The organism is Streptomyces sp. NPDC037290, from assembly GCF_055603245.1.
Map to the genome: position 1 here is coordinate 1,254,269 of NZ_JBVJVZ010000001.1, position 11,965 is coordinate 1,266,233.

Genomic DNA, 11,965 nt, shown 5'->3' on the forward strand with positions numbered 1-11,965 from the left:
ACCTCGACTGTGCCACGAGTTGCCCTGACGGGCAGGGGCGGGGAGGAGCGGATCACGTCCTGGGCAGGCCGGTCCGATGGGCCGGCGTCGGCACGCGGTACCTCACCGCGTGCCGGACCGCACGAGCCGGGTACGGATCCGCCGACTCAGGTCCCGCGCAGGAAGCCGTCCCCGTGCGCGGAGATGTGCGCCTCCAGGGCGGACAGGGCCTGCTGCGTGGCCTCCGTCGACCCGGAGCCGCGCCGCTCGGCGTAGTACGCGGCTCCGAGCTGCTTCAGCAGATCGTTTCCAGCGCGCTGCTGCTGGAGCTCGTCCACCTTCTGCTTGCCCTGGTTCAGGGCACTCTGGGCCTGCTCCTTGGCCCGGTCGAGAAATCCCGCCATCACTGCCTCCAATCGCCTAGCGCCATCACTTCCCGCTTCCCGGTCCCGCATGCTCACCCGATGGGCGCATGACCTGATCACGCGATCCGTCGGGCGTCCGCCGAAGTGGTTCCCGCGGGGCGAGAGGAGCCCGCACGTCCCTGGACGGGGCCCGACGGCCGGCGGTGCCGCTGCCCGCGGGGTTCGACGAGCGGGCGGCGGCCGGCTCTCTGTGGGGCCGCCGGGTGGCGGCGCGACGGAGAGCCCGCCGTCGCCCACCCAGCGAACCCCTCGCCGGCATCGCTCAGCGACCCGGCGGGGCCCCGCCCGGGAACCGTGCTGACGCCCCTCAAGCCATCCAGAGCCGGCCATCGACCCCCAGGGAACGGGTTCGCCAGGTGGTGGCCCGCTCTCCGTCGCGCCCGTCGGAGTGGCGGCACGACGCCTGCGCGGTTCGAAAGGCGGGCGGCGGCCGGTTCTCCGCGGGGTTCGAGGGTGATCGGCGGTCGACTCTCCGTGAGCTCGGCGGAGGGCGGCCGGCCATCTGCCGGGTTCGAGGGGGGTGGCGGACCGGTTCTCCCGCGGGTTCGACGGGGTGGCCGCGGCTGGCTACAGGGTTGCCGCCGCCGGCCGCGGGCTTCGAAGCGGCGACCCCGTCCCCGCGGCCCTCCGCAAAGCGGGACCAGTGACTCGCGGCGCATCGGCTTCCTCGGCGGGAACGTGGCCAAGGGGCCGGGCCGCCGCCGTAGCGGCCTGCACGGCCCCTCACGAAGCGCGCGGTCACCGGGCCCGCTCGGGCGTGGGGTTCGGCCGGCGCGATGGCAACTCCGGCCACCTGCCGGAACACATCACCTCGGCCGCCGTACGTTCCCTGCACCCGTGGCAGACCCCGCCCCGGCCCCCCGGACCGCGGAGCGGCACCGCATCGCCTTCGTCTCCCTCGCCGGGATTGCCACTCTCCGAGCCGGTTTCCACCCCGCACCGAGGCGAGTTGGAGCGTGCGCGGGCCCTCGTGACAAGGGCCGGGTTTCGGTCAGAGGGCCGAGCCTGAAATAGTTCCCCACGATGTTCGACATCCCTAGACTCCCTGCGATGGGGGAAACTCGGGGGACAACTCAGTGGGGCATGGAGTGCCGGAACTCGTACTGGAATCAAACGGACGGACCTGGACGCTGGACCCGTCCAGGCCCTACACCCTCGGGCGCGATCCGCAGGGTGACATCGTCTTCGACGACGCCAGGGTCTCCTGGCGGCACGCCACGGTCAGCTTCAACGGCCGCAGTTGGGTCATCGAGGACCATGGCAGCACCAACGGCACGTTCGTGCAGGGCCGACGGATCCAGCAGACGGAGCTCGGGCCGGGCGCATCGCTGCACCTCGGCAACGCGACCGACGGACCGCGGCTGAATCTGTCCGGGGCCGCGGTCGGCCGGCAGCAGTCGGCGCCGTACGCGGCCCAGGGCGCCGGCGCGCCGGGCTGGGCCCAGCAGGAGCCGCAACAGGCAGCCGCCGCACCGCCGCAGGCACCGGGCCCCCAACAGGCCGTGCCGCAGCAGGTGCCCGCGCAGCAGCAGGCCCCGCAGCCGGGCTGGCAGCAGCAGGCGCCCGCGTTTCCGCAGCAGCAGTCGGCGCCCGCCGACCAGTACGCGCAGAAGGCACCCGGTGGTGGTGCGGGGGCGCCGCCGGTCCACGGCGACCGCAGCCCGACCACGTTCCACCAGTTCGCGCTCGACCGCGTGATGCGCATCGGCCGTGCCCTGGAGAACGAGCTGGTCGTCTCCGACCTGCAGGTCTCCCGGCACCACGCCGAATTCCACGCCACGCCCGACGGCCGCCTGGAGATCCGCGACCTCGGTTCGCACAACGGCACCTACGTCAACGGCCAGCCGATCCCCAAGGGCGGCTCGGTGCAGCTGGGCCCGGCCGACATCGTCGGTGTCGGCCACTCCACCTTCCGGATCGTCGGCGACCGCCTCGAGGAGTTCGTCGACACCGGTGAGGTCTCCTTCTCCGCGCGCCATCTGACCGTCACGGTCGACGGCGGCAAGCAGATCCTGAAGGACGTCTCCTTCGGCGTCCCGGAGAAGTCCCTGATCGCGGTCATCGGCCCGTCCGGCTCCGGCAAGTCGACCCTGCTGAAGGCGCTCACCGGCTACCGGCCCGCCAACCAGGGCGAGGTGCTGTACGACAACCGGGACCTGTACAAGCAGTTCGCCGAGCTGCGCCAGCGCATCGGTCTGGTCCCGCAGGACGACATCCTGCACAAGGAACTGAGCGTCAAGAAGGCCCTGAAGTATGCGGCCAAGCTGCGTTTCCCGGCCGACACCACGGCGCAGGAGCGCGACGCGCGCATCGAGGAGGTGCTGCGCGAGCTCAAGCTCGACATCCACAAGGACAAGAAGGTCACCTCGCTGTCCGGTGGCCAGCGCAAGCGTGTGTCCGTGGCCCTGGAGCTGCTCACCAAGCCCTCGCTGATCTTCCTGGACGAGCCGACCTCCGGTCTCGACCCGGGCATGGACCGCGATGTCATGCAGCTGTTGCGGGGCCTGGCCGACGACGGCCGTACGGTCCTCGTGGTCACCCACTCGGTGGCCGAGCTGGCGCTGTGCGACAAGCTGCTGGTGATGGCGCCGGGCGGCGCGGTCGCCTACTTCGGCCCGCCGGACGAGGCGCTGAACTTCTTCGGCTACGACAGCTGGGCCGACGTCTTCTCCGCCTTCGAGAACTACCGCGACTACGACTGGGCGGGCCGCTGGAAGGGCTCGCAGCACTACCAGCTGTACGCCGCGGACGTCGACTCCGTCGCCCCGCAGGCCGTGCACATGCCCCCGCCGCAGGCCATCAGGCCGCCCAAGCCGCAGGCCTGGGGCTCGCAGCTGCTGACGCTGATCCGCCGCTATGTGTCGGTCATCGCCTCCGACCGGGGCTTCCTGCTGCTGTCGGTGGTGCTGCCGGCCGTCCTCGGTGTGGTCAGCGTGCCGATCCAGCACAGCCACGGCCTGCTGGTGAACAGGGCGATCAACCCGCAGACCGGGCAGCACGTCCCCAACAGCACGGCCACCGTGGTGCTGCTGGTCCTCGCGGTCGGCGCGTGCTTCGCGGGCGCCGCGAACTCCGTGCGTGAGCTGATCAAGGAACGGGTGATCTACGAGCGGGAGCGGGCGACCGGCCTGTCCCGGTCGGCGTACCTGATGTCCAAGGTGGTCGTGCTCGGCACGGTCACCGTGCTGCAGGGACTGCTGGTCGGCGTGATCGGTCTGTCCAGCCGGGAGATCCCCGACCAGGGGCTCATCCTCGGCGGCTCCACCCTGCTGGAGCTCTGCCTGCCGATCATGGCGCTCGGCTTCACCTCGATGATGGTCGGCCTGGTGATCTCCTCGCTGGTGAAGACCGCTGAGAAGACCATGCCGCTGCTGGTGATGTTCGCGATCATCCAGGTCGTCTTCACCGGCTGCCTCTTCACCCTGCACGGCACCCTCGGTGTGAACGAGCTCTCGTACCTGATGCCGTCGCGCTGGGGGGTGGCCGCCGCCGGCACGACGCTGGACTTCAACAACATCGCCCCGAACAACGACGACCCGGGCAGCACCGACCCGCTGTGGAACCACACGGCGGGCGCCTGGACCATGGACATGATCATCCTGCTCGCGCTCGGCGTGATCTGCGGCTTCTTCGTGGCCCGCTTCCTGCGCCGGCACGAGCCGGAGGTCATGCGGAAGTAACCGCGCCCACGCAGCGACGCCGAAGGGCGGCACCCCCAGCGGGGTGCCGCCCTTCTCGCGTTCGTCAGAGGTCCGCGCCGACCTCAGTACGCGCTGTTGACGTTGTCGATCGAGCCGTACCGGTGGGCCGCGTAGTTGGCGGCGGCGGTGATGTTGGCGACCGGGTCGTAGATGTTCGCGGACGTGCCCGCCACGTGGTAGGTGTTGAACGTGGGCTGGATCACCTGCAGCAGGCCCTTGGACGGGATGCCGTTGATGGCGTTGATGTCCCAGTTGTTGATGGCCATCGGGTTGCCCGAGGACTCCCGCATGATGTTGCGGTGCAGGCCGCTGTAGGAGCCCGGGATGTTGTGCTGCTTCATGATGTCCAGCGCCTGCCGGATCCAGCCGTCGAGGTTGTTCGCGTAGGTCTTCGCGGCGACCGGCTGCATCTGGATGCGCTGCGCGGAGCGGCTCGCGGCCGCCTGGACGGCGCGGTCCTGCGCGGCCTTCTTCGCGGCGGCGTCGGCGGCGGCCTTCTTCGCCGCGGCCTCGGCGCGCTGCTTGGCGGCGGCCTCGTCGGCGGCCTTCTTCTGCGCGGCGAACGTGTCGAGCTTGACCGCCTCGGTGGCGAGCTGGTCGGTGACCGTGCCCTTGACGTTCTTCAGCGGGGTGGTGGCGGCGGCGACCTGGGCGGTGGTGACGGGGGCGCCGGTGGTGACGGTGCCCGCGTTGCCGGGAGCGGCCGACAGGGCGATGGCGGCGGTGCCGAGAGCGGCGACACCGGCGACGGCGATCTTGTGCTGCTTGGTCAGGGCACGACTATGAGCACGGTTGAGGATGTTCTTGGGCATGGCTGATGGACCTCTTCGATAGCGCGGAGGTCGCTCTGCGTCCGCCGGGGGAATCGGCTCCTCCCACACGAACGCCGCGGCCTGGTAGCTGCGGCGCTGAGCGACGGAAGCAATTCTTAGCGGGCGCAAAATGCCCAGGCAAAGGTGTGACGTACGATCCTCCCTAGTGGATCAGGGAGGGGCAAAACGGGACAGACTGGACCGTCTGTCCCGTTCATCCCGGGAGGTTTATCTCCTATGCCCGTTCGTACGTGATGTGGGCCCTATGCGCGGGCTCACATCGGAGACGTAACAGTTTCACCATGAGTTGCCGTCGCAACGCGCTGTGTGAGGGCCCTCCTCCGGGAGGATGAGGTGGACGTCGCCGAATTCGTGCCACAGGTAGAGCCCCCGCAGCGCCTCCTCGTAGGCACGGTCGACCGCCGTCCGCCCCGCGACCGCCCGCACCACCCCGTCCGGCCCGGCCGCCGACTCCAGGGCCCGCACGGCCGTCGTACCGACCGCGATCACCCTCCCTCACCCTCCTTCACGGCGCTGACCAGCCGCGCCGACGCCTCCGGCACCGGCACCGCTCCGGGTACGGCGGCTCGTGCGCCTCCGCCGACGCCACCCCCGTGTGCAGCGTGATCGGCGCGAACTGCACACCCCGGCTGACCGGCTCGACCACCAGGCGCGGGGTGAAAGGCCGCACCGCACTCGGCATCTCCGCGCTGCCCGCCCGTCCGGCGACGGCAGCGCGAACACGGTCTGGTACGCGGACAGGGGCTGCTCCCGCTCCGTGTAGGAGCAGCGAACGGGCCGCCCGAAGGCGCGCAGCGGCCCGAGGACGTCCCCGGCCGGCCGCGCCCAGCCCGTACGCTCCCCGCATGCACTCAGCGGCTCCTCCAGCACCAGCCGCCCCGCCGCCGGCAGCACCACCTCCGTACCCGCACACGTGCCCGTACGCGCGCGTGCAGTGCCCTGCCCGTCCCGTTCCCGCAGCTCGACCGCCCACCGGCCGTCGTCCCCGCGGTGGAGAAGTGCACCACCACGCGCGCGTGCCCGATGTGCCCGTCCACCGCCGCCGCGAGAGCGGGTGAGGTGTTCACCACGAGCAGATCCCCGGCGTAGGAGCGTCACCGCCCCGACCGCCTCGGATGCGGGCCGCAAACCCGAGGGGCCCTTCGGCGTACACGGCGCGCCCGGGCCCTCGGACCGGGGGGTCCAGACCCGCGGGCCTAGGCCCAGCGGACCAGGCCCGGCCGTCACAGGTCCGATCCGCGCTGTCACACCCCGCCGGTACCGTGAGGACATGAGTCAAGGCCCCCGGTCCGGCCTCGCCGCGGTCAGTGCCGCGCTGCTGGCCATGAGCAGGCATCTGGAGGTGCGCGACGTCCTCAAGACGATCGTCGCCTCCGCCCGCGAGCTGCTCGACGCGCAGTACGCCGCCCTCGGCGTCCCCGACGACCACGGCGGCTTCGCCCAGTTCGTCGTGGACGGCGTCAGCGACGCCCAGTGGAAGGCCATCGGCCCGCTGCCCCGCCAGCACGGCATCCTCGCCGCGATGCTGCACGAGGCGAAGGCCGAGCGGCTCGCCGACGTGCGCAAGGACCCCCGCTTCGAGGGCTGGCCGTCCGCGCATCCGGACCTGGTCGACTTCCTGGGCCTGCCGATCCGCGACGGTGACGAGGTCATCGGCGCGCTGTTCCTCGCCAACAAGAACTGCCCGAGGCGGGACGGAAGTTGCGGCTTCACCGAAGAGGACCAGGAACTGCTCTCCATCCTCGCCCAGCACGCCGCCATCGCCCTCACCAACGCCCGCCTCTACGAGCGCAGCCGTGAGCTGACCATCGCCGAGGAACGCTCCCGCCTCGCCCACGAACTGCACGACGCCGTCAGCCAGAAGCTCTTCTCGCTGCGCCTGACCGCCCAGGCCGCGGCGGCCCTGGTCGACCGTGACCCGGCCCGCGCCAAGGGCGAACTGCACCAGGTCGCCGCGCTCGCCGCCGAGGCCGCCGACGAACTGCGCGCCGCGGTCGTGGAGTTGCGCCCCGCCGCTCTGGACGAGGACGGCCTGATCGCCACCCTGCGCACCCAGACGCAGGTCCTCGACCGCGCCCACACCGCGCGCGTGACCTTCACCAGCAACGGCTTCCGTGCCCTGCCCGCCGCCCAGGAGGAAGCCCTGCTCAGGGTCGCCCAGGAGGCCCTGCACAACGCCCTGCGCCACTCCGGCGCCGCACACGTCGACGTGAGCGTCCAGCGCCGCGGCTGTGGAGCCGTACTGAGCGTCACCGACGACGGCAACGGCTTCGACCCCACGGCGGTCCGCCGCGCCGGACGCCACCTGGGCCTGGTCTCCATGCGGGACCGGGCCAGCGGCGTCGGCGGCACGCTGAACGTCGAGTCGGCGCCCGGCAAGGGCACCACGATCGAGATGGAGGTCCCCGGTGGCTGACGCAATCAAGGTGCTGCTCGTCGACGACCACCAGGTCGTCCGCCGGGGCCTGCGCACCTTCCTGGAGGTGCAGGACGACATCGAGGTCGTCGGCGAGGCCGCCGACGGCGCCGAGGGCGTCGCCCGCGCCGAGGAACTACGGCCGGACGTCGTCCTGATGGACGTCAAGATGCCGGGCATGGACGGTATCGACGCCCTGCGCAGGCTCCGCGAACTCGACAACCCCGCGCGCGTGCTGATCGTCACCAGCTTCACCGAGCAGCGCACGGTCGTACCGGCCCTGCGCGCGGGCGCCGCCGGATACGTCTACAAGGACGTGGATCCCGACGCCCTCGCCGGTGCCATCCGCTCCGTGCACGCAGGCCACATCCTGCTCCAGCCGGAGGTCGCCGGCGTCCTGCTCTCCCAGGAGGAGACCCACTCCGGGCAGGGGAGGGGGAGTTCGCTCACCGAACGGGAGCGCGAGGTGCTGGGCCTGATAGCCGACGGCCGCTCCAACCGCGAGATCGCCCGTGCCCTCGTGCTGTCCGAGAAGACCGTCAAGACGCACGTCTCCAACATCCTCATGAAACTGGACCTCGCCGACCGCACGCAGGCCGCCCTGTGGGCCGTTCGCCACGGCGTGACCGGCTGAAACGCCCTCGCCAGGGCATGACCGAGGGCAACGTGAGGGGTCAGGCTATGGACTGAGATTCATACCGTCGTGGGAATGTCACCCGGATGGCGCACCCTCCGGCGATCTCCGCCGTTCTCCAGTGCGTGCTGCGGCGAACCGCCGCGGTGAACGTCTAGGAGGGGTTGGAAAGTGAAGAACCTGAAGAAGGCCGCGGCCGTGACGATGGTGGCCGGTGGTCTGGTGGCCGCCGGTGCGGGGATGGCCTCCGCCACGCAGGGCGCTCACGCCTGCGGCGACGCCCAGGGCTCCCCGGGTGTCATCTCGGGCAACGTCATCCAGGCCCCGGTGCACGTCCCGGTGAACGCGGTCGGCAACAGCGTGAACGTGATCGGCGTACTGAACCCGGCCTTCGGCAACATCGGCCTCAACCACTGAGGTCCGGCCCCCAGCGACCACAGGCCTCCCGTGTGCACCGGGAGGCCTGTCGGCTTTCCGCCCGTCGCCTACCGAACCCCCCGCTCGCGCTCCTCCACGACGGAGTTGTACGCCGCGACCTGCGCCCGCCGCGCCGTCCGCTCAACGGGCCGCAAGGCCGCTGCCCGCGCCGCCATCTCCGCGGAGCTGACCGCACCGCCGTGCCCCTTTTCGTACGCCAGGGACACCAGCAGCCCCACCCGCTGTGCCAGCTCCAGCACCCGTACCGCACGCGGTGGATACCCCGGCGCCAGCACCTCACGGCCCCGCTCGGCCCGCGCCCGATAGGCGTCGATGGCCGCCTCCGCCACCGGGCCCGAACCGGCGACGTCCAGCTTCGACAGCATCTCGGTCGCCTCGCGCAGCGCCTCCGCGAGCTCCCGCTCGGCCTCGCCCAGCGACGGCACGTCGGCGGGCGGCGCCTCCCGCACCGGCAGGACGTGCCAGACCACCTCGGCGTGCACATCGCCCGCGGGCCCGGCCTCGTACGCCTCCGGCACCAGCCCGAACGCGGCACCGAAGCAGACCACCGCCTCCTCCGCCTCCAGCGCCCGCGCGTTGAACTCCGGCGGCCCGCTCAGTCCCAGCGGATGCCCCGGCGCCGGCAGCGCGACCCGCAGCCCGGTCGCCCCCAGCGTCCGCAGCCGCCCCAGCGCGAGCGTGAGCCCGACCTGTGCGGACTCCCCGGGCAGCCCCTCCACCCGGTGCACCGTGTCTTCGCCCACAATGGCGAGCGCGGCGTCGTCCGGTGAGACAAGTCCGGCCAAAAGGGCATTTCCCCAAGCGGCAAGGCGTCCTGAACGCGGTTCCGAGAGCATGCCCCCACCCTAAGGACAGGACCGATGGAATGGAGCCGGGCACTCGTGGCGTAGATTTCATAAGGGCTGCGCCCACCGGCGCGGCGGACCGAGCCACAGGCCTACGCGACAGCCGAGACCGGCCACACTGCAAGGGGAGACAACGCGCTCATGAGCGATGTTCTGGAGCTTCAGGACGTATCCGTGGTCCGCGAGGGCCGGGCTCTGGTGGACCAGGTCTCCTGGTCGGTGAAGGAGGGCGAGCGCTGGGTCATCCTCGGCCCGAACGGCGCCGGCAAGACCACCCTCCTGAACGTCGCCTCCAGCTACGTCTTCCCCAGCAAGGGCACCGCCACCATCCTCGGCGACACCCTCGGCAAGGTCGACGTCTTCGACCTGCGCCCCCGCATCGGCGTGGCCGGCATCGCCCTGGCCGAGAAGCTCCCCAAGCGCCAGACCGTGCTCGAGACCGTACTGACTGCCGCCTACGGCATGACCGCCCACTGGCAGGAGGAGTACGACGAGGTCGACGAGCAGCGCGCCCGCGCCTTCCTCGACCGCCTCGGCATGAGCGACTTCCTCGACCGGAGGTTCGGCACCCTCTCCGAGGGCGAGCGCAAGCGCACCCTCATCGCCCGCGCCCTGATGACCGACCCCGAGCTGCTCCTGCTGGACGAGCCCGCCGCCGGCCTCGACCTCGGCGGCCGCGAGGACCTCGTCCGCCGCCTCGGCCGGCTCGCCCGCGACCCCATCGCCCCCTCGATGATCATGGTCACGCACCACGTCGAGGAGATCGCCCCCGGCTTCACCCACGTACTGATGATCCGCCAGGGCAAGGTCCTCGCCGCCGGCCCCATCGAGCTGGAACTGTCCTCCCGCAACCTCTCCCTCTGCTTCGGCCTCCCGCTCGTCGTCGAGCAGGTCGGCGACCGCTGGACGGCTCAGGGCCTGCCCCTGTCCTGACCCTTCACCCGAGGCGGTCCCGGCCCGTCCCGCTCCCTTTCGCGCCCTGTCCGCCGTCCGACCCCGGCCCTACCATGACCGTGTGAACGACATCGACGCATGGGTGTGGTGGCTCGTCGGCGCGGCGGCGCTCGGAATCCCGCTCGTGGTCACCGCCATGCCCGAGTTCGGCATGCTCGCGGTGGGAGCCGTCGCGGCCGCCGTCGCCGCGGGACTCGGCCTCGGCGCCGTGATCCAGGTGCTCGTCTTCGTCGTCGTCTCCGTCGCACTCATCGCCGTCGTCCGCCCCATCGCGGCCCGGCACGGCAGACAACGGCCCCAACTCGCCACCGGCGTCGACGCCTTGAAGGGCAGGCAGGCAGTCGTCCTCGAGCGCGTCGACGGCGCCGGCGGCCGCATCAAGCTCGGCGGAGAGGTCTGGTCGGCCCGTTCCCTCGACACCGGCCGTGCCTACGAAGTCGGCCAGGAAGTGGACGTCGTGGACATCGAAGGAGCCACCGCCATCGTCATCTGAGGAATCCGGCCCACGAGTTGGGCGACGGTCTGTCAGACTCGACCAGCAAGATCTTCAACAACCAGCTGGATCTGCCGAGGCGCCGAGGCAGAGAGGGGTACGGGGAGCACGATGGAACCGGTCATCATCGTCCTGGTCATTCTGGTGGTGTTGGTCTTCATCGCCCTGATCAAGACCATCCAGGTCATCCCACAGGCCAGCGCCGCCATCGTCGAGCGCTTCGGCCGCTACACACGCACCCTGAACGCGGGCCTGAACATCGTGGTCCCGTTCATCGACACCATCCGCAACCGCATCGACCTGCGCGAACAGGTCGTCCCCTTCCCGCCGCAGCCGGTGATCACCCAGGACAACCTGGTGGTCAACATCGACACGGTCATCTACTACCAGGTCACCGACGCCCGCGCCGCCACCTACGAGGTCGCCAGCTACATCCAGGCCATCGAGCAGCTGACGGTCACCACACTCCGCAACATCATCGGCGGCATGGACCTCGAACGCACCCTCACCTCCCGCGAGGAGATCAACGCGGCGCTGCGCGGCGTCCTCGACGAGGCGACGGGCAAGTGGGGCATCCGCGTCAACCGCGTGGAGCTCAAGGCCATCGAACCGCCCACCTCCATCCAGGACTCGATGGAGAAGCAGATGCGCGCCGACCGTGACAAGCGCGCCGCGATCCTCACCGCCGAAGGTACGCGCCAGGCCGCCATCCTCACCGCCGAGGGCGAGAAGCAGTCCCAGATCCTGCGCGCCGAGGGTGAGGCCAAGGCAGCCGCCCTGCGCGCCGAGGGCGAGGCCCAGGCGGTCCGTACGGTCTTCGAGGCCATCCACGCCGGCGACCCCGACCAGAAGCTCCTGTCCTACCAGTACCTGCAGATGCTCCCGAAGATCGCCGAGGGGGACGCCAACAAGCTCTGGATCGTCCCCAGCGAAATCGGCGACGCCCTCAAGGGCCTCTCCGGCGCCATGGGCAACTTCGGCCCCCTGGGCGGCGGTTCGGGCGGCAGCGGCTCGTCGGGCAACGGCGGCACAGAGCGCCGCGAGAAGCCGAAGATCGACTGACATCCTCCTGGACGGAGCCGGAGACGGGTACGGGGAGGGGGGGGGGGGGGGGGGGGGGGGGGGGGGGGGGGGGGGGGGGGCCCCCCCCCCCCCCCTCGCCCGCGTAGTCGTACACCCCGCCGCGGAAGAACTCCGACGACGCCGGGTCCATGACGAGGCCGATGTCCGTGCCGGGGCGGTAGCCG

At 71.2% G+C, this 11,965-nt stretch carries 10 protein-coding genes and 1 pseudogene; 7 read left to right on the forward strand and 4 right to left on the reverse strand.

The window, feature by feature from the left end; genetic code table 11:
* Window positions 1-146: 146 nt before the first annotated feature.
* Window positions 147-383 (reverse strand): hypothetical protein, encoded by a 237-nt coding sequence (locus tag ACZ7HQ_RS05800; RefSeq protein ID WP_470985092.1) that lies wholly within the window; start codon window positions 381-383, stop codon window positions 147-149.
* Window positions 384-1,492: 1,109 nt separating this feature from the next.
* On the opposite strand from ACZ7HQ_RS05800, the gene ACZ7HQ_RS05805 reads away from it, so the two are divergent.
* Window positions 1,493-4,084, forward strand: coding sequence for an ABC transporter ATP-binding protein/permease (locus ACZ7HQ_RS05805; protein ID WP_470985094.1), 2,592 nt, complete (start codon window positions 1,493-1,495; stop codon window positions 4,082-4,084).
* Between the two features lie 83 nt (window positions 4,085-4,167).
* Here the strand turns inward: ACZ7HQ_RS05805 and ACZ7HQ_RS05810 are convergent, their stop codons facing one another.
* Both ACZ7HQ_RS05810 and ACZ7HQ_RS05815 read right to left on the reverse strand, forming a co-directional pair.
* On the reverse strand, window positions 4,168-4,917 hold the full coding sequence (locus ACZ7HQ_RS05810; protein ID WP_470985097.1) for a transglycosylase SLT domain-containing protein: 750 nt from the start codon (window positions 4,915-4,917) through the stop codon (window positions 4,168-4,170).
* Between the two features lie 297 nt (window positions 4,918-5,214).
* A pseudogene (locus tag ACZ7HQ_RS05815) lies at window positions 5,215-6,023 on the reverse strand (S-adenosylmethionine:tRNA ribosyltransferase-isomerase); the annotation flags it as partial.
* A 185-nt stretch (window positions 6,024-6,208) separates the two neighbouring features.
* On the opposite strand from ACZ7HQ_RS05815, the gene ACZ7HQ_RS05820 reads away from it, so the two are divergent.
* From ACZ7HQ_RS05820 to ACZ7HQ_RS05830, 3 genes are all read left to right on the forward strand, one after another.
* The gene (locus ACZ7HQ_RS05820; RefSeq protein ID WP_470985099.1) at window positions 6,209-7,354 is read left to right on the forward strand and encodes a GAF domain-containing sensor histidine kinase; all 1,146 of its coding nucleotides are present in this window, start codon (window positions 6,209-6,211) and stop codon (window positions 7,352-7,354) included.
* Window positions 7,347-7,988 (forward strand): response regulator, encoded by a 642-nt coding sequence (locus ACZ7HQ_RS05825; RefSeq protein WP_470985101.1) that lies wholly within the window; start codon window positions 7,347-7,349, stop codon window positions 7,986-7,988. Before ACZ7HQ_RS05820 ends, ACZ7HQ_RS05825 begins: the two co-directional genes overlap by 8 nt.
* Before the next feature lie 171 nt (window positions 7,989-8,159).
* The gene (locus tag ACZ7HQ_RS05830) at window positions 8,160-8,405 is read left to right on the forward strand and encodes a chaplin (RefSeq protein WP_470985104.1); all 246 of its coding nucleotides are present in this window, start codon (window positions 8,160-8,162) and stop codon (window positions 8,403-8,405) included.
* Window positions 8,406-8,473: 68 nt separating this feature from the next.
* Here the strand turns inward: ACZ7HQ_RS05830 and ACZ7HQ_RS05835 are convergent, their stop codons facing one another.
* Entirely contained in the window at window positions 8,474-9,262 is a 789-nt protein-coding gene (locus tag ACZ7HQ_RS05835; protein ID WP_470985107.1) for a hypothetical protein, read from the reverse strand.
* 150 nt (window positions 9,263-9,412) lie between these two features.
* Between ACZ7HQ_RS05835 and ACZ7HQ_RS05840 the strand changes: the two genes are divergently transcribed.
* The 3 genes from ACZ7HQ_RS05840 (at window position 9,413) to ACZ7HQ_RS05850 (ending at window position 11,780) form a co-directional block, all read left to right on the forward strand.
* Window positions 9,413-10,204 carry an ABC transporter ATP-binding protein gene (locus tag ACZ7HQ_RS05840; protein WP_470985110.1) on the forward strand — a complete coding sequence of 264 codons (792 nt, stop codon included), beginning with the start codon at window positions 9,413-9,415 and terminating at the stop codon, window positions 10,202-10,204.
* Between the two features lie 82 nt (window positions 10,205-10,286).
* Window positions 10,287-10,718 carry an NfeD family protein gene (locus ACZ7HQ_RS05845; RefSeq protein ID WP_470985113.1) on the forward strand — a complete coding sequence of 144 codons (432 nt, stop codon included), beginning with the start codon at window positions 10,287-10,289 and terminating at the stop codon, window positions 10,716-10,718.
* Between the two features lie 111 nt (window positions 10,719-10,829).
* The gene (locus tag ACZ7HQ_RS05850) at window positions 10,830-11,780 is read left to right on the forward strand and encodes an SPFH domain-containing protein (protein WP_470985115.1); all 951 of its coding nucleotides are present in this window, start codon (window positions 10,830-10,832) and stop codon (window positions 11,778-11,780) included.
* Window positions 11,781-11,965: the final 185 nt, after the last annotated feature.